Raw genomic sequence first — 17,753 nt, 5'->3', positions numbered from 1 at the left:
GCCCACGCCCTCGAAGGCGTATTGCGCGAAGCGAATCCGATGCAGAAGTCTCCCACGTCGCAGCCCGCTGCGGCGCTCGATAACCGGCAGCTCGATCTCCCGCTCTTCGCCGAGCCGGGGTCGACGTCGTCGTCTCCGTCACCGTCTGCGCCTTTGTCTTCAACGGGTTCACCGGTCGAGCAACGGCCAGCCGTACTGCTCGCACCCGACGGCAGCAAGCTGCGCAGCGTGACCATCGGCTCACGCACGCTGCACTACGCGTTGAAACGCTCGGCGCGTCGCTCGATTGGTTTTGCAATCGACAGCACCGGTTTGACCATCACTGCACCACGCTGGGTCACGCTCGCCGATATCGAAACCGCGATCACCGAAAAGCAGCGCTGGATTTTCACGAAACTGATCGAATGGCAAACGCGTGTCGAACAACGCGCATTGCCGAAAGTCGACTGGAAAGACGGCGCCGAGGTGCCGTATCTCGGTCAGCCGGTGCGGGTGACACTCGGCGCGCCGCAGGGCATGCTGGCGTTCAACGCAAAAGACGCGGCGTTGCAGGTGCCGTTACCGTTGCAGGCCGATCCGCAGCAGATCAAGGACCGCGTGCAAGGCTGGCTGCAAGGCGAAGCCAAGCGGCTGTTCGGCGAACGTCTCGCCATTTATTCGGAAAAGCTGGGCGTGAACTATCGCGCGTATGCGCTTTCGTCAGCGGCTACGCGCTGGGGCAGTTGTTCGAGTGACGGCAAGATTCGCCTGAACTGGCGACTGATTCATTTTCCGCTGTCCATTATCGATTACGTCGTCGCGCACGAACTCGCGCATCTGCGTGAGATGAATCACAGTCCGCGCTTCTGGCAAACGGTCGAATCGATTTTTCCGGAATTCCGCGAGGCGCGGCAGACGTTGAAGTCGCATCCGCCGGAATTGCTGCCGACGCTCTGATCTGCGCTTCCTGTTTGTAAAGCCGGCGCTTCAGCAAGAAGCGCCGGTTTGCGGGTTTGCGGGTTTGCGTTAACGCAGCGGCTAGCCGCTATCCGCCAATCCTGACCGGTCCTGACGACCGGCAGCGGCGTTCAACGCTCATTCCGCGCAGAACGTTTCCTGCAGATGACGCCACGTCACCTTGCCCTGCGCGTCGAGATCCAGCACCGCCGTCGAGCGCCGCACGTTCGCATTGCCCGTGTTGTCGCGCTGATACTCGCGGTACTTCACCACCGCGCCCGACGGATACTCCGCGACGATCTCCATGTCGCGAATCGTGATCTGCGAGCCGGGGCGCGCGCCGCGCAACTTCGCGAAAGTCTCACGCAAGCCGGCGTGATCGAGAGCGGCGCCGGACGGCATCACCAGCGTGAATTGCGGCGCGAAGCGCGCCACGATTCGCTGCAGCGCGCCATCGTCCGCGGAGCCGTCGAACAATGCCTGAATTTCAACGTGAATGTCGTCGAGTTCTTTGAAGTAGGGATTATCGTTGTTCATTGTTTGAGCCTGCTCCGCCGTCCGGTTACTTTTTCTTCTGGATGAACTCGATCTTGTAGCCGTCCGGGTCGGTGACGAAAGCAATCACGGTGGTGCCGTGTTTCATCGGGCCGGCTTCGCGCACGACCGTGCCGCCTTGCGCCTTGATCTTGTCGCACGCAGCATAGGCGTCTTCGACTTCCACCGCGAGGTGGCCGAACCCGCTGCCGAGTTCGTACGAAGGCGTGTCCCAGTTGTGCGTCAGTTCAAGCACGGTGCCGTCGCGTTCATCGGTGTAGCCGACGAACGCCAGCGTGAATTTGCCGTCCGGATAGTCTTCGCGGCGCAGCAGTTTCATGCCGAGCAATTCGGTGTAGAAGGCAATTGAGCGGTCCAGGTCGCCGACCCGGAGCATGGTATGAAGCAGGCGCATTGTGCACTCCCTGTTACGTGAAAACGAGACCGTCAATGTACCCGGAATCACGCGGCGCTGCAGGGCGCGGCGCAGTTTTCCGGGCGCTCAGAACTGATGCCGCAGCCCCGCCATCAGGCCGAGTTGCGTACTTTTCTGTGCGAGCCCGATCCCGTTGATGCCTTGCAGTTGCGCGCCGATCAGATCGCCCCGGTACAGCGAGTAATCGCCTTCCAGATAGACGTCGGTGCGCTTTGACAGGTTGTAGTCGGCAACCAGTTGATACTGCCACGCCGAGCCGTCCTTCTCGGCGGTCGTGCCGTCCTGCAGCGTGCGCCACACGTTGGCGGCGAAGTGCCACGCGTTGCCGACCTGCTGCGTGATGCCGCCCATGATCATCCGGCGTCGCGCGAAATCGGTGTATTTGAGCGCGGCCAGCACGGGCGCGGAAAACGGTCCGTCCGCGAAATTGGAAAAGCCCGCATCGCGCTGATTGACGATATAGCCCGCCGACAAGCGCGTGTGATTCCACGTGTACGAACCGCCGAACGTCCACGCTTTCAATGCCGCGCCGTTGAGTGAATCCTTCGATTCCTCGTACGCGCCGCCGATGCTGAACGGACCGCCCGCAGGCGCATAAGCGGCGGCCGCGCCGACCTGGCTGCCGTACGAATTGCCCGCATTGCCGCCGAACGCGTAACCCGCCGCGAAATTGAAGCCGTTGTATTTCGCCTGATACTGCACCTGGTTGCTGGTCCAGATGCCGCCGGTCATCGTGACTTCAGGCTGGAAGCTGAAATCGTACGGAATCCAAAGATTGCTGCCGTAGCCGCCGATCGTGATGCCTTCGATCATCACGTTGTACTGCCGCCCGAGGATCACCTGGCCGAACGAATTCGAGCGCACACCCACTTGCGCTTCGTTGAAGAACGGCAGCGTGGGATCGCTTTGTCCACTGTTGATGTAAAAGCGGTTTTCGAGTTTGAAGAAGGTCGACCATCCGCCGCCCAGGTCCTCGACGCCTTTCAGGCCCCAGCGGCTTTGCGTGAGGCCGCCCACGCCGAGTCCGATCGACGAATCGCCCGCTTTGTTCACGTTGGTCAGATAGCGAACACTTTCGTCGACGACACCGTAGAGCGTCACACTGGACTGCGCGTGCGCGGCCTGACCGTTCAACGACGCCAACGTCACCGGCACGACGGTTGCCAGCCACCTGCTCAGGTTTCTCATCTCGTCTCCTCGTACCGGCTCCGCTGGGCGCGGACCGGGTTCGTCGGCGGCGGCAGCGTGCTGTGCTGCTCGTGCGTTCCTGCATTGGACGCGTGGCGCTGCTTTGATCCGGCTATCACGCAGTCCGTACGAATTTCCTGATGAAGCGCTTGAGTTCGCACCTTAGCGCGAAACGGCGGTGCCAAGAAATTAGTCAGGGGACGTGTTGCGCGGGTGTTGCCAGGTTCGCAACTAAGAAGGCAAAAAAGCTTGCGGGCGATGGGAAGCACGCGTAGGAGATACGGGCTTCGTTTTGCGGATGGAGCCGGTTTGTTATCGTGTGAGTTGCGGTGGCGGTTTCGCGCTGGAGGGGTTCGTAAAAAGCCGATTACCCGCCGCCGCGATTGCCCCATTTGACGCGTTCGATGCAGACCAGCGGCCCATTTACCGCCTCGAAACCGCTGCATCAGGCAATTAGCCGTTCGACCGACTAGTGCGATTCGGTGCCGCATCGGATACTGTCAATCGCTCCGTCCCCTCACCGATCTCGCCACTACACCACCCATCGGCCCATGAGCACCACCGCCCTACCCGCACGCCGCGCCCCGGATAGTTTCGCGATCCTGTTGATGGTCGGCCTGTGCGCGATCTGGGGACTGCAGCAAGTGGCGATCAAGAGCACGAACGCGGCGCTGCCGCCGGTGTTCCAAGCGGGCTTGCGCTCCGCGATTGCGGCCGTGCTGGTGTGGGGTTGGGCGCGCTCGCGCGGCACGCCGCTGTTTCGCGACGACGGCACGCTGGGTGCGGGCCTGCTCGCGGGCATGCTGTTCGCCGCCGAGTTCGTCTGCATCTTTCTCGGACTGACGCTCACCAGCGCGTCGCGCATGGCGGTTTTTCTATACACGGCACCGTGCTTTACGGCGCTGGGCCTGCACTGGTTCGTCGACGGCGAACGGATGCGGCGAGTTCAGTGGATCGGCATCTTCGTCGCGTTCGCGGGGATGTCGCTGGCATTCGCCGACGGCTTCCTGCATGGGCACCCCGCGCGCGGCTCGACGCTCTCGGGCGGGGCCGGGGACGCGCTCGGCGTACTGGCCGGCATCGCATGGGCCGCGACGACCGTGGTGGTGCGTGCAACGCGCCTCGCTCAATCGAGCGCGAGCAAGACGCTGCTGTATCAATTGACGGTGTCGGCGGTGGTGTTGTTAGCGCTGGCGCTCGGGCTCGGCCAGGTTCGCGTGGAAACCGTGACGCCGCTGGCGTTGGCCAGTCTCGCGTATCAGGCGGTGGTGGTGGCGTTCGTCAGCTATCTGGTGTGGTTCTGGCTGCTGACGCGCTATATCGCGTCGCGTCTGTCGGTGTTTTCGTTTCTGACGCCACTGTTCGGCGTGACGTTCGGCGTGCTGCTGCTCGGTGAGTCGTTCAGCTTGCGCTTTCTGATGGCTGCCGTGCTGGTGCTGACCGGGATCGCGCTGGTCAATGCGCCTACCAGACGCTGAGGGCTTAGGCAGGGGCTCGGGGCCCTGCCAAACCAACACTGGCCTCAGGCTGCGACGTTGACGCCGCAGCACAACCGAACTCAAAACCCCGCTACTTCTTCTCCGCCACGATCTGCGCGACACGTACGTACTCGGAAACCGGCACGTCTTCCGCGCGGCGTTGCAGATCGAAGCCGATCGCGTCGAAATCCACCGAATCGCGAAATTCCGCGAGCGTGTTGCGCAACATCTTGCGACGCTGCGAGAACGCCGCCGTCACCACCGTGCCGAGCACCCGCTCGTTCACGGGCGCCAACTCGTGCAATTCGTACGGGATCATCCGCACGATCGCGGAATCGACCTTCGGCGGCGGATTGAACGACTCCGGCGGCACATCGAGCTGCTTGTCGATCACATAGCGGTATTGCAGCATCACCGAAAGACGGCTGAACGCCTTGGTGCCCGGCTCGGCAACCATCCGGTCGACCACTTCGTTTTGCAGCATGAAATGCTGATCGATCACGCGATCCGCGAACGACGTCAGGTGAAACAGCAGCGGGCTCGAAATGTTGTACGGCAGATTGCCGACAATACGCAGCGACGCCTTGTCGCCAGGTGCGGCCAGCGAACCGAAGTCGAATGCGAGCGCGTCGCCCGCATGCAGTTCGAGCAGATCGCCGAACTTCGTCTTGAGACGCCCGATCAGATCGCGGTCCAGTTCGACCGCGTGCAACGGCGTTTCGGGCGTAGCGAGGCGCTCGATCAGCGGCGCGGTGAGCGCGCCGAGCCCCGGTCCGATTTCGACCATGCGCTCGCCGCGTTGCGGCCGGATCACGTCGACGATCGAATCGATCACGCCCATGTCGACCAGAAAATTCTGACCGAAACGCTTGCGCGCGATATGACCCTGGTGCCGGCCCTGTTGCTGTCTGCTGGTGGACATCGAAGAAAACGCTAAGAAAGAAAACTGCTTAAAGAAAAGAATGCGCGTGGCGCGCCGAATTCGGCTGCGCGGACCGCGCAGGCTGCGCATCGTGTCGCGGTATGTTATCGCGTCGTGGATCAGGCAACGGCGCGGCATCGTTCACGCACCACTTCACATGTCCAACAACTTCAACACGAACCGCGCGAAAACCGGTTCGCCGCGTTTAATCAGCTGGTGCGACGATGTTGCGCCATCGACACCGCCGTGTCGATCGCGGCGATCAGGCTGCCCGAATCGGCGCGGCCAGTGCCGGCGAGATCGAGCGCGGTGCCGTGATCGACCGACGTGCGGATGATCGGCAAGCCGAGCGTGATGTTGATGCCTTCGCCAAACGTCGCGTATTTCAACACCGGCAGGCCCTGGTCGTGGAACATGGCCAGCACGCAGTCGGCCTGTTCCAGATAACGCGGTTGAAACAGCGTATCAGCCGGATACGGACCACGCGCGTCGATACCCTGATCGTTCGCGCGCTTGAGCGCCGGCGAAATGACGTCGATTTCCTCGCGCCCCAGGTAACCGTTTTCGCCCGCGTGCGGGTTCAACCCCGTCACGAGGATACGCGGCGCGGGCAAGCCGAAGTGATTGCGCAAATCGCGATCGACGATCGCAAGCGTCTCGAGAATGCTCTCGATCGTCAACGCAGCGGAAACGTCCTTCAGCGGCAGATGCGTGGTCGCGAGCGCCACGCGCAGCGGCCGCTTGCCGGTGCCGGCCAGCATCATCACCACACGCGGCGTGTGGGTGCGCTCGGCCAGATATTCGGTGTGGCCGGTGAACGGCACACCAGCGTCGTTGATCGTGCTTTTTTGCAGCGGCGCGGTAACGATCGCGTCGAAGGTGCCAGCCACCGCGCCGTCGATCGCGCTATCGAGCAGATCGAGCACGTAGCGGCCATTGGCGGCGTTCAGCTTGCCCGCCACCGACGGCGCGCCGAGCGCCGTATGCTGCACGCGCACGCGCTTGCCGTCCGCCACCAGCGCAGTCCAATCGACGCCCACGGCTTGCGCGCGTTCGGCGAGCAGGTTGGCGTCGCCCAGCACGGTGAATTGCGCGTTGGGCCAGTGCGCCGCTGCGCCGGCCAGTGCCTGCGCCGTCAGTTCGGGGCCGACGCCGGCAGGTTCGCCGGTCGTGATCGCGATCTGCAAGGGCAGGCTGGAGGGCTTGGCGGCGCTTGTCATGATGGCGATACGCTTAACGGGCGCTCGACAGCGTGGGCTTCACTTCCACGTAGGCCGTGTCGCGCAGTTCACGCAGCCAGTCGGCGTAAGCCTGCTCCGCCTTGCGCTGACCGATTGCCTGACGCGCCAGATCCATCTGCTGCGAAACCGAGCCTTCTGCTTCGCGGCGGCCCAGCACCTGAATCAGGTGATAACCGTATTCGCTGCGAACCGGGTCGCTGACCTGACCGTCCTGCAAATTGTTCATTGCGCGCTCGAATTCCGGCACCGTTTCGCCCGGGCTGATCCAGCCGAGATCGCCGCCTTGCGACGCCGAACCGTCCTGCGAGTACGTGCGGGCGAACTTCTCGAAGTCGCCGCCTGCTGCCAGCTGGCTCTTGATGTCGAGCAGCTTCTGACGCGCTTGCGGTTCCGACATGCCGTCGCCGACACGCAACAGGATGTGGCGCACGTGCGTTTGCGTGAGCTTCGGCGCGTCGGAGCTATTGCCCTGACCCACGCGACGCTCGACGAGGCGCACGATTTCGAAACCGTCGCTGGTGCGGATCAGATCGGGATTGATCTCGCCCGGACGCAACGCCGACGCAGCCTTCACGAATTCAGGCGGCAGCTTGGACGGTGCCAGGAAACCCAGATCGCCGCTGTTTTTCGACGCATCCGGAGCCTGCGAATTCGACTTCGCGAGCTTTTGGAAATTGGCGCCGCCCTTGGCTTCGGCCAGCAAAGCCTGGGCCTTTTTCTGCGCAGCTTCGATATCGGTTTCAGACGCGTTCAACGGCGCCTTGGTGAAGATGTGCTGGATATGCAGGTCGCTCGTCGCACCCGCATTCGGGCCACGCTGACTGGCGATGTAGTTCGCCACTTCGCCGTCCGACACCGTGATCTTGCTGTCCACTTCCTTTTCACGCAGACGCGACAGCGTCAGTTCGGTACGCGCGTCGCTGGTGAACGTGGTCCAAGGCACCCCTTGCGCCTCGATCCGCGCACGATAGATTTCAAGCGACATGTTGTTCGCCTGCGCCAGACGCTCGAGCGTTTTCTGCACGGCGGCGTCGTCGACGGTGATGCCATCGTCTTTCGCCTTCTGCAACTGGATGCGCTCCAGCACCATCTGGTTGAGCACCTGCTGACGCAACTGATCGACCGGCGGGACCGGCGCGTTCTGCTGATTCAGCCGGCGCGTGATCAGGCCCATGCGCTCGTCGAGTTCACGCCGCGTAATGACACCGTTGTTGACGACTGCGGCAATGGTGTCGACCGTCTGGCCGTCATTGCCGAGGTTGCCGCTGCTACCGTTAGTGCCGGGCAGCGCCTGAGCTTGAACCGGCGCAACCGACAGGAAAGACGCTGCGGCGACCAGACCGGCCGCAAGCGTTGCCAAGCGAAGCTTTTTCATGATTGCCACAGATACTCCAATGATGTCGGGCGCGCCTGGCCCGTCTTTTCGCATGCCATGAATGATCGCGCAGCGTCATTCGTCATTCGTAATTGGTGAAACGTGATTCCGGCGGAGGCGGCGGCGGCAACGGCGTATAGCCGGCCACGCCGTTGCGGAACGCGGTCATCAGCCCGTTGTCGACACTCGACAAGCCCTTGAACGTCAGCTGCGCGAGGAACCGCGTGCTCGACTGATTCTGCCCCGACGTGTTCAGCCCGTTCGCGTAGCGCTGGATCCCCGCGCCGAGCGTCCAGCAATCGGCGTCGTACTGCATACCGATCAGGCCGTCGACGATCCGGTGCCCGCCCAGGTCGTAATTGAAACGCGCTACGCCGTACACCCGGTGGCTGAGCGGCCATTGGCCCGACACCAGAATCTGGTTGATCGGCTCGTTGTCCAGCGTGGTGTTCGCGCGCGTGTAGCGATAACCGACGTTGATCACCTTGCCGGTGGCCGGACTGAAGCCGAAGCCGACGCTCGTCTTGATCAACTCGTTGTTGTCGGCATTATATTGGAACGCCGTTTCCGAAGCGAAACCGGCCCCGAGCTTGACCGACGCGCCCGCGATCAGGTCCGAATGGGTGGCCTGCGTGCTGGTCTGGCTCGGCTCCAGTGTGACGCGCTGGTCCTGGAAATAGTACTGCTGCGCGATCACGAAACGCGCCCGCTCATCGCCGGTAGCCGGGTTGATGAAGCGCGTGGTGATGCCGGCCGTCAGACGGTTCGCGTCGGCGATGCGGTCGTTACCGACGAACGTGTTCGGCGTGAAAATCTCCGCCAGTCCGAAGTCGGAGTCGGCGGTGTCGAACAGCGGCGCGTTTTCCTGATTGCGGTACGGCGTGTACACGTAGTACAGGCGCGGTTCCAGCGTCTGGATATAGTCCGCGCCGAAAATCCTCACCGAACGCTCGAACGTCAGGCCGGTGTCGAAACTCAGCGTCGGAATCGACTCGGTGAAGTTCTTCTGCGCGTTCGGCACGCCGCTCAGGTCGGTGCCGATGTTGTTCAGGTTGTACGACGCGAAGTGCCATTGCACCTTCGGCGTGACGAAATAGCCCGGCCCGACCACCGAATACGACAGGTACGGGTTGAACATCACCCGCTGACCTTCGCTCAGATCCGCCGTGGTAATCCGGAAATTCGTGTAGTCGGCCTCGGCGCCGAAGTCGAAGCCGCCGATGTTGTACTTCGCGTACTTCACGTTCAACTGCGGCTCGCGGCCATACGGCGCGATCGACGGCGTCAGCGTCTGCCAGTGCTGTTCACGCGCGAGCACCGACCACGGGCCGTTGTTGTAGGTCAACCCGGCTTCCTGCTGATACAGGAGCTGGGTGCCGTTCATGAACTGATTCACCGACGACGACAGGTCTTCCGGATACGTGTTGTCCGAGACCTTGTTGTAGTAGATGTAGCCGCCGAACCCGTTACCGAAATTCTGGTTGTGCTGGATGTACAGCGCGTACCGGTTGGTATGGGTCAGGTGGTCGTCAGGCAGGAACTCGCCGGTGATCGAACCCGAATAGGTGGGCGACAGATAGCGGAACGTGCTCTGCAACTGCACACCACGCTTGGAGATCAGACGCGGCGTGAGCGTCAGATCGCGATTCGGCGCGATGTTGAAGTAATACGGCACCGACAGCTCGAAGCCGTTGGTCGAACTCAGCGAGAACGTCGGCGGCAACAGCCCGCTGCGCCGCTCGCCCGACAGTGGGAACGACAGCCACGGCGACGCGAACACCGGCACGCCCTGGAAGAACAGCACGCTGTTGTACGCGACGCCTTCGTCCGCGCCGGTGTCGAAATCGAACTCGCTGCCCTTGATGTACCAGGCCGGGTTTGTCTCGCACGAGCAGGCCGTGTAGGTGCCCTTCGTGAACACCGAGCGCTCGGAGTCGAGCAGATCGACGCGTTCGGCGCTGCCCGAGCCGCCTGTCAGCGTGAAGTGGTATTTCGGCGAAGTCATGAAGCCTTCGGTCGAATCCACCCGCAAATGCGCGTCGGGGCCGATGAACGAGTTGCCGCTGTTGAGGACGTGAACATTGCCGTAAGCATCGGCCATGTCCGTGTCCTGATCGTAATGCAGCGCGTCGGCCTTGATCACGGTGGTGCCGCGGCGCACTTCGGCCGAACCCTTCGCCGCCAGGTCCTGGTCGATCGTGCCGCTGGCGGTGTCGCCGAGAACGAATGTGGCCGGCGTCTGGCCGGCCTGCAATGGATGATCCTCGAGCTGCGGCGCTAGCCGCATGCCCCAAGGCTCGTAAATGGATTGCGGCTGCGCGGCTTCTCCCACCAGCTGGGCGTGCGCAAGCGCGGGCATCAGGCCCGGAACGGCGATCAACGCCGCGACGAGCCGCCTTTTGCGCGGCGCGGCAGCACAAGAGGGAGTCGTTTGGGAAAGCTGTCTAGGCGGCATGTATCGTTTGGCGAATCGGCCCGTCCGTCAGCTTTTGCAGTCACGATCCACCGCCTGCACATCCCGACCGTGACAGTCGGCTGCACATCAATATTTACAATCTGTCGAACGATGAGGCGGGCGGTGAAGCGGAACGCGCAAAAAGCCAGCGTGAGTCGCGTCAAAAAAGTCGTGGGGTATTATATGGCAAGACGTTGCCCCTAAGAATTTGCCGCCGGTTTACATGACGCTGCCTCCCTCCCAAGACACTTCCGACTCCCGCCTGCAACTGCTCAAGACCTGGCTGAAAGGCCATGCGGCGCGCTATGCGCTCGAACTCGACACGCTTGCTCCGGCATCATCCGACGCCAGTTTCCGGCGCTATTTCCGTGTCGCCGGTAAGGCAGCGGAAGGCGAAAACAGCGGTTCGCTGATCGCCGTCGACGCCCCGCCGCCCGAAAAGTGCCGCGAATTTGTGCAGGTCGCCCAATTGCTCGACGCGGCGGGCGTACATGTGCCGCGCGTGCTGGAGGTCGATTTCGACGCCGGGCTCATGCTCGTGACCGATCTCGGCACGGATTCGTACCTCGGCGCGCTGACCGAAGCGCAAACCGGCGACGATCCGCGCCGCGCCCGCACGCTGATGCGCGACGCGCTCGACGCGCTGATCCGCTGGCAACTCACGTCGCGCGAAGGCGTGCTGCCGGCGTTCGACGAAGCGTTCCTGCGCCGCGAGATGGAATTGCTGCCGGAGTGGTTCATCGGCCGCCATCTGGGGCGCGAGGTCGACGACAAAACCCGTGGGCTGCTCGACCGCACCTTCGCGCTGCTGATCGCGAGCGCCCGCGCGCAACCGCAAGTGTTCATGCTGCGCGATTTCATGCCGCGCAACCTGATGATCGCGTCACAGCCGAATCCGCTGAATCCCGGCGTGCTCGACTTCCAGGACGCGGTGTACGGCCCGATTACCTACGACGTCGCGTCGCTGCTGCGCGATGCGTTCATCGGCTGGGACGAGGAGTTCGAACTCGACTGCTTCGTGTATTACTGGGAACGGGCAAAGAAAGCGGGGCTGCCGGTCGATCCCGATTTCGGCGAGTTTTACCGTCAGCTCGAGTGGATGGGGCTGCAACGGCACATCAAGGTGCTCGGCCTGTTCTGCCGGATCAACTACCGCGACAGCAAGCCCCACTACATGAACGATCTGCCGCGTTTCATCGGCTATGCGCGCAAGGTGGCGGAACGCTACGCGCCGCTGCGTCCGTTCGCGAAGCTGCTCGACGAACTCGAAGGCCGCGCGAATGAAGTCGGCTACACGTTCTGACCGTTCACCATGTCCTTGAAGAAAGCGATGATTTTTGCCGCGGGTCGCGGCGAACGGATGCGTCCGCTGACCGACGCGTGCCCGAAGCCCTTGCTCGAAGCGGGCGGTAAGCCGCTGATCGTGTGGCAGATCGAACGGCTCGCGCAGGCCGGTTTTCAAACCATTGTGATCAACCACGCGTGGCTCGGCGACAAGATCGAGTCGACGCTCGGTGAGGGCTCGCGCTGGCAGGTCGAATTGCGTTACTCGGCCGAAGGTGAGGCGTTGGAAACGGCGGGCGGCATCGTGCAGGCGCTGCCGCTGCTGGAAGACGACGGCGCGAGCGAGGTGTTTCTCGCAGTCGCGGGCGACGTGTACGCCGATTTCGATTACGCCACGCTGCATGGCCATGCCGACCGGCTGAAGGCGCTCGACGAGCCGGGCATGCATCTGGTGATGGTGCCGAATCCGGTGTTTCATCCGAATGGCGATTTTGGTCTGGTCGACGGCGTTCTGTCTCTGGATGCGCAGCCGCGTCTGACTTTCGGCAGCATCGGGCTTTACGACACGCGCATGTTCCGCGATCTGCCGCGCGGCACGCGTCGCGCACTGTCGCCGTATTACCGCGACACGATCGGGCGCGGACTCGCGAGCGGCGAGTTGTATGAAGGCTTATGGGAGAACGTCGGGACGCCGGGGCAATTGCAGGAGCTGGATCAGCGGCTGAAGGCGCGCTGAACGCGAAAGCCCGCGAGCGCGACAACTCGGGGACGCGTTTCAGCCGCTACTTCGCCCGCCCGCCTGCCGGCAAGCACGCCGAGCCGAGCCCCCTCACTGCCCACCCGCCCCCGCGCCGACCGCTTCCATCGGCTCCGGCGACTGCTCCGTGCGTTGCTGCTGCAACGCCCACATCTGCGCGAACAGTCCGTTCGCGCGCAGCAACTCGGCATGCGTGCCGCGTTCGACGATCCGCCCCTTGTCCATCACGATGATCTGCTGCGCGTGCACCACCGTCGACAACCGGTGCGCGATGATCAGCGTCGTCCGCTCGCGTGCGATCTGATCGAGTTCGTGCTGGATCGCGCGCTCGGAACGCGAATCGAGCGCGGACGTGGCTTCGTCGAATAACAGGATCGGCGGATTCTTCAGGATGGTTCGCGCAATCGCCACGCGCTGCTTTTCGCCGCCGGACAACTTCAAACCGCGCTCGCCGACCGGCGTTTCGTACCCCTTCGGCAACCCTTCGATGAACTCGTGGATATGCGCGGCCCGCGCCGCCGCGATCACTTCGTCGCGTGTCGCCGACGGCCGGCCGTAAGCGATGTTGTAGTAGATCGAATCGTTGAACAGCACCGTGTCCTGCGGCACGATGCCGATCGACGCGCGCAGCGAATCCTGCGTGACGTCACGAATATCCTGACCGTCGATCGTAATCGCACCGCCGGTTGCGCGGTCCAGATCGTAGAAGCGGAACATCAGCCGCGCGAGCGTCGATTTACCCGAGCCGCTATGACCGACGACCGCCGTCGTCGTGCCCGCGGCAATCGTGAAGCTCACGTCGTGCAGAATCTGACGCGCGGGTTCATACGCGAAATTCACGTGCTCGAAACGCACCTGCGCACCGCTCACCTGCAACGCGGGCGCATTCTCGAGATCGGGCACTTCCTGGCTGGCGCCGAGCAGCGTGAACATGCGATCCATGTCGGTCAGACTCTGCTTCAGTTCGCGATACACGACGCCGAGAAAATTCAGCGGAATATAAAGCTGCAACATGAACGTGTTGATCAGCACCAGGTCGCCGAGCGTGAGGCGCCCGGCCATCACACCCTGCGTGGCGCGCCACAGAATGAACACGAGGCCCGTGCCGATAATCGCCTGCTGCCCGAAATTCAACGCCGACAACGAACGCTGCGACTTGATCGCCGCCGTGCGATAACGCTTGAGATTTTCGTCGTAGCGGCTCGCCTCCCACTCCTCATTGCCGAAGTACTTCACGGTCTCGTAGTTGAGCAGCGAATCGATCGCGCGCGAATTCGCTTTCGAATCGAGGTCGTTCATCGTGCGACGAAAATGCGTGCGCCACTCGGTGACCTTCACCGTGAAAACGATGTACACGGTCAGCGCGATAAACGTGACGACCGCGTAATACGCTTCGTACTTGACGACGAAAAAGCCGAGCACGAGACCGACTTCGACGAGCGTCGGCAGAATGCTGTACAGCGAATATGAAATGAGTTGCGTGATGCCGCGCGTGCCGCGCTCTATATCGCGCGACATGCCGCCCGTTTGCCGTTCGAGATGAAACCGCAACGACAGCGCATGCAAATGACGAAACACCTTCAGCGCCAGTTGACGCACCGCGCTTTCGGTCACTTTCGAAAACAGTATCTCGCGCAATTCGGTGAACAGCGACGTGGACAGCCGCACCACCGCATACGCGACCACCAGCAGGCCGACGCCGCCCAGCAGCACGATGCCGGGCGCGTCGTGCGCGCGGCCGAGCGCCGTCAGATGCTGCACCGACGCGAGGCCGTCGACGATCTTCTTCATCACGATCGGCACGCCGAGATTGGCGACCTTCGCGCCGATCAGGCAGCTCAGCGCGAAGCCGACACGCCATTTATAGGTGGCGAGATACGGCAGCAGCGACAGAATGGTCTGCCAGTCGTTGCGAGGCTGGGTGGAAATCGGCGAGGGTTCGGACGAAGGCGTGCGGCGCATGGGGATCGGCTGGGGAAAGTGGAAATGCCGGAGTTCGCAGCGGTGCGCCGAGCGCCGCGTGCCGACTGGCACACTGCGTTCCCGCGCGACCTGGCTGGGCGCTTTCCCGTACAATTCCTGATCTTTCTATTGTCGCAGAAGCTGGCTGGCGCCGCTTTTCACGGGCTGTCCGGCCGCTGGCCGCAGCGTGGCCGCGCGGTTCGTGCCGTACACGTCGCGTTGCACCGTTGATGGCTGCCGTTGTCGTGAAATCCCCGCCTGCCAGTCGAGCCGACCAGGCCAAACACGTTTTTCAAGGGTGCCCCCGATGTCCGATCCTCAACTCCCGCAAAAGTCTTGCGCGCTGCGCGTCGTGCCGCAACCGTCGGACGCGAATGTCCACGGCGACGTGTTCGGCGGCTGGATCATGGCGCAAGTGGATATTGCCGGCTCGATTCCGGCAAGCCGTCGCGCGAACGGGCGGGTGGCGACCATCGCGGTCAATTCGTTCGTGTTCAAGCAGCCGGTGTTCGTCGGCGATCTGCTGAGCTTTTACGCAGATATCGTCAAGACGGGCAATACGTCGGTGACGGTGGCCGTCGAGGTCTACGCGCAGCGCATGAGCCTGACCGAAGACGTCGTGAAGGTCACCGAAGCGATGCTGACTTATGTCGCAACCGACAGCGACCGTCGTCCGCGCGCGTTGCCGGTGCTGGATTGAGTTTCTGCCGCTAAAGCCGCGCTTGCTGCCGCGGCCGATGCACAAATAAAAAAACGAGGCGCTTTCGCGCCTCGTTTTGCTTCATGCGTTGACCTTCGTTGCTTCGTTGCTTCGTTGCTTCGTTGCTTCGTTGCTTCGTTGCTTCGTTGCTTCGTTGCTTCGAAGGTAGCGTTCGCGGTTCTGCAGCCCACACAAGCTTCACAAGCGGATAGCCCCCCGCTTACTGGCTCGCACCTTCTCCTGCTTTCTTCTCGGCCTTCTGGATATTGTTCGGATAATTCGGATCTTTGGCCGCCGGGTTATAGCCGTTCGCCTCCAGCTTCTTCAACTCGGCGTTTTTCTTCGCTCGCGCTTGTTTGTGCGCAGCTTTGCGCTCCGCCTTCGTGGTGTGCGGCCGCGTTCCGGTGTCCGCTTTCGCCGCGTCGGAATTATCGCCAGCCGGGCCTCCTCCTCCGCCGCCGCTTTGTGCAAACGCAGGCGCGGCGGCTGCCACGCTTAGTACAACCGATGTCAACAGCACAGCCAGTTTCTTTGCAGGTGAAGACGACATTGTTCTCTCCAGTCGGTTTGGCGGATAGTCAGTCGACAACGCAGCGCCCGGAACCGGGTATGAGCAGCGAAAATGACGCTCGAACGGACGGGCGAAACGCTGCCTGAATCGGTGCTTCGTGTTTCTTCGTGTTTCCCAGCCAGCTTTGAAATGGGAACCACGAATATATACGACTGAAATTCATGAGCAAATTGCTTTTGCCTGCGCGAAGCACCAGCTACGCCGTTCGGAGCGTCGCAGGATGGGCCGGTAAAGCGCCGCCGCCGCGCAAATAAGCATCAACTTGTCCTTCGATCCACTGTGCAAAATGCGCCTGACGGGCGTCGAGAATTTCGCGCTGCCGCCATACGAGCCAATACGGGTAGGGATAAGGCACGCAGATATCGGTGATCTGCACCAGTTCGCGTTGCGCTAATGCGTGCGCGACCAGGCTGCGTCGTTCGAGCGCAACACCCTGCCCCGCCCGTACCGCGCCGATCACGATATTCGAGTCGTTCGCGGACAACACCACGCTCTGCGCCGCCGGTTCGGCCACCTGCGCCGCCCGGCACCAGTCGGCCCAAGGCGCGTCGGGGCTGGAGATCAGCGGACAGGCGAGCACGTCCCCGGCGGTGACGGGCAGGCGGCCATTCGGCCCAAGCGCGAAATGTGGGGCGGCGACGACGACCATGTCGTCGTCGAACAGCTTTTGTTGCGCGACGTCGGGCCAATGTCCCTGCCCCATGCGAATGCCGATATCGCTGACGCCCTGGCGGAAATCCTCGATCTGCAGACTGGTGAGCAGCCGGACCCGATAGTACGGATGCGCGTCCCGAAAACTCGCCAGCCGCGGCACCAGCCAGTGCTGCGCGAACGACGGCAAAGTCGAGATCACCAGTTCGCTTTCATGCGGACGTGCCTGCGCGCGGCGGGTAGCCTGCGTGATGTCGCGCAGCGCCGCGCGAATGTCGAGCGCGTAAAGCCGCCCTTCTTCGGTCAGCCTGAGCCCGCGCGCCTCGCGGATGAACAGCACGACGCCCATCACGTCTTCGAGCACCTTGATCTGCTGACTGACCGCCGAGTGAGTGACATGCAACTCGCGCGCCGCCGGGGTCACGCCGCCCAAACGGGCGACGGCCTCGAAACAGCGGAGCGCGGTAAGTGGCGGAATCGGCTTCATGTAAGAAATTCTGACGGAGATCGTCGGTAATTGTCGCTTTTTTTGATGCCCGGAGATGCTTAATCTATCGGGTGAATGCGTGACGGCCCATGCCTGTCGGACCAGTGCCTCGTTGCATCAGGCCCGGACGCACAATGATAGAACTTCTAACGGAATGGACATGAAACTGATCGGAATGCTCGACTCGCCGTACGTCCGGCGAGTCGCTATCTGTCTCAAACTGATGAAACTCGACTTCGAGCACGAGTCGGTCTCGGTGTTCAGCACCTACGACCAGTTCGCGAAGATCAACCCGGTCGTCAAGGCGCCGACGCTGGTCGCCGGAGACGGCCGCTGCGTGATGGATTCGACGGTGATTCTTCAATATCTGGCGACGCTCGCCGGGCCGGAGCCGCGCCTGTTCCCCACCCGTCCCGACGACGCGCTGCGTGCCGCCCGCCTGACCGGCCTCGCGCTGGCCGCCTGCGAGAAGACGGTGCAGATCGTCTACGAGCGCAATCTGCGGCCGGCGGAGAAGCAGCACGAGCCATGGGTCCAGCGGGTGCGCACGCAGCTGCTCGCCGCTTACGCGGAACTCGAACGCGAAGTCGCGGCGGCGACGTTGCCAACCCGGCAGGAACAGTTCGATGCAGCGGACGTCACCGTGGCGGTAGCGTGGGATTTCACCCAGATGATGTTGCCGGAGATCGTCGACAAGGCGGAGCATCCGCATTTGCAGGCGTTTTCGGCGTTGGCGGAGGCGTTACCGGTGTTTGTGGAGACACCGGCGAAGTAAC

16 protein-coding genes are annotated in these 17,753 nt (G+C 62.6%); 6 read left to right on the top strand and 10 right to left on the bottom strand.

All coding sequences use genetic code 11. The annotated features are described in order from the left end of the window. Nucleotides 1-39: 39 nt before the first annotated feature. A complete protein-coding gene (locus BLS41_RS03640; RefSeq protein WP_074766257.1) occupies nt 40-936 on the top strand; it encodes a M48 family metallopeptidase in 897 nt (298 codons plus the stop codon). A gap of 138 nt (nt 937-1,074) precedes the next feature. Here the strand turns inward: BLS41_RS03640 and BLS41_RS03635 are convergent, their stop codons facing one another. From BLS41_RS03635 to BLS41_RS03625, 3 genes are all read right to left on the bottom strand, one after another. Then, a complete protein-coding gene (locus BLS41_RS03635; RefSeq protein ID WP_074763039.1) occupies nt 1,075-1,473 on the bottom strand; it encodes a nuclear transport factor 2 family protein in 399 nt (132 codons plus the stop codon). Between the two features lie 25 nt (nt 1,474-1,498). Then, a complete protein-coding gene (gene gloA / locus BLS41_RS03630) occupies nt 1,499-1,885 on the bottom strand; it encodes a lactoylglutathione lyase (protein ID WP_074763037.1) in 387 nt (128 codons plus the stop codon). A gap of 87 nt (nt 1,886-1,972) precedes the next feature. Continuing rightward, complete coding sequence (locus tag BLS41_RS03625) at nt 1,973-3,094, bottom strand: porin (protein ID WP_074763036.1); 1,122 nt, start codon at nt 3,092-3,094, stop codon at nt 1,973-1,975. Nucleotides 3,095-3,645: 551 nt separating this feature from the next. Here BLS41_RS03625 and BLS41_RS03620 point away from each other — a divergent pair. Beyond that, a complete protein-coding gene (locus tag BLS41_RS03620) occupies nt 3,646-4,572 on the top strand; it encodes a DMT family transporter (RefSeq protein ID WP_074763034.1) in 927 nt (308 codons plus the stop codon). A gap of 91 nt (nt 4,573-4,663) precedes the next feature. Here the strand turns inward: BLS41_RS03620 and rsmA are convergent, their stop codons facing one another. The 4 genes from rsmA to BLS41_RS03600 form a co-directional block, all read right to left on the bottom strand. Next, nucleotides 4,664-5,494, bottom strand: coding sequence for a 16S rRNA (adenine(1518)-N(6)/adenine(1519)-N(6))-dimethyltransferase RsmA (gene rsmA, locus BLS41_RS03615; protein WP_074766255.1), 831 nt, complete (start codon nt 5,492-5,494; stop codon nt 4,664-4,666). Nucleotides 5,495-5,703: 209 nt separating this feature from the next. Continuing rightward, nucleotides 5,704-6,714 (bottom strand): 4-hydroxythreonine-4-phosphate dehydrogenase PdxA, encoded by a 1,011-nt coding sequence (gene pdxA / locus BLS41_RS03610; RefSeq protein ID WP_074763032.1) that lies wholly within the window; start codon nt 6,712-6,714, stop codon nt 5,704-5,706. A 13-nt stretch (nt 6,715-6,727) separates the two neighbouring features. Continuing rightward, nucleotides 6,728-8,119, bottom strand: coding sequence for a peptidylprolyl isomerase (locus BLS41_RS03605; RefSeq protein ID WP_074763030.1), 1,392 nt, complete (start codon nt 8,117-8,119; stop codon nt 6,728-6,730). A gap of 73 nt (nt 8,120-8,192) precedes the next feature. Then, the gene (locus BLS41_RS03600; RefSeq protein ID WP_074763028.1) at nt 8,193-10,565 is read right to left on the bottom strand and encodes an LPS-assembly protein LptD; all 2,373 of its coding nucleotides are present in this window, start codon (nt 10,563-10,565) and stop codon (nt 8,193-8,195) included. A gap of 223 nt (nt 10,566-10,788) precedes the next feature. Between BLS41_RS03600 and BLS41_RS03595 the strand changes: the two genes are divergently transcribed. Together BLS41_RS03595 and murU are read left to right on the top strand one after the other, a co-directional pair. Beyond that, on the top strand, nt 10,789-11,868 hold the full coding sequence (locus BLS41_RS03595) for an aminoglycoside phosphotransferase family protein (protein WP_074763026.1): 1,080 nt from the start codon (nt 10,789-10,791) through the stop codon (nt 11,866-11,868). Between the two features lie 9 nt (nt 11,869-11,877). Beyond that, entirely contained in the window at nt 11,878-12,585 is a 708-nt protein-coding gene (gene murU, locus BLS41_RS03590) for an N-acetylmuramate alpha-1-phosphate uridylyltransferase MurU (protein ID WP_074763025.1), read from the top strand. Nucleotides 12,586-12,678: 93 nt separating this feature from the next. Here the strand turns inward: murU and BLS41_RS03585 are convergent, their stop codons facing one another. Then, entirely contained in the window at nt 12,679-14,568 is a 1,890-nt protein-coding gene (locus tag BLS41_RS03585; protein WP_074763023.1) for an ABCB family ABC transporter ATP-binding protein/permease, read from the bottom strand. Nucleotides 14,569-14,875: 307 nt separating this feature from the next. Here BLS41_RS03585 and BLS41_RS03575 point away from each other — a divergent pair, with 307 nt between their 5' ends. Further along, complete coding sequence (locus BLS41_RS03575) at nt 14,876-15,268, top strand: acyl-CoA thioesterase (RefSeq protein ID WP_074763019.1); 393 nt, start codon at nt 14,876-14,878, stop codon at nt 15,266-15,268. A 220-nt stretch (nt 15,269-15,488) separates the two neighbouring features. Here BLS41_RS03575 and BLS41_RS03565 read toward each other — a convergent pair whose 3' ends face one another. Together BLS41_RS03565 and BLS41_RS03560 are read right to left on the bottom strand one after the other, a co-directional pair. Continuing rightward, nucleotides 15,489-15,818 carry a DUF4148 domain-containing protein gene (locus BLS41_RS03565; protein ID WP_074763015.1) on the bottom strand — a complete coding sequence of 110 codons (330 nt, stop codon included), beginning with the start codon at nt 15,816-15,818 and terminating at the stop codon, nt 15,489-15,491. Nucleotides 15,819-16,035: 217 nt separating this feature from the next. Further along, nucleotides 16,036-16,977, bottom strand: a complete 942-nt coding sequence (locus tag BLS41_RS03560) for a LysR substrate-binding domain-containing protein (RefSeq protein WP_074763013.1) — start codon at nt 16,975-16,977, stop codon at nt 16,036-16,038. A 160-nt stretch (nt 16,978-17,137) separates the two neighbouring features. On the opposite strand from BLS41_RS03560, the gene BLS41_RS03555 reads away from it, so the two are divergent. Next, nucleotides 17,138-17,752, top strand: a complete 615-nt coding sequence (locus tag BLS41_RS03555; RefSeq protein ID WP_074763011.1) for a glutathione S-transferase — start codon at nt 17,138-17,140, stop codon at nt 17,750-17,752. The last annotated feature ends 1 nt before the right edge of the window (nt 17,753 follow it).

This window comes from Paraburkholderia fungorum (genome assembly GCF_900099835.1).
Classification (GTDB): domain Bacteria; phylum Pseudomonadota; class Gammaproteobacteria; order Burkholderiales; family Burkholderiaceae; genus Paraburkholderia; species Paraburkholderia fungorum_A.
This window is presented reverse-complemented; position numbering and strand designations above follow the sequence as displayed.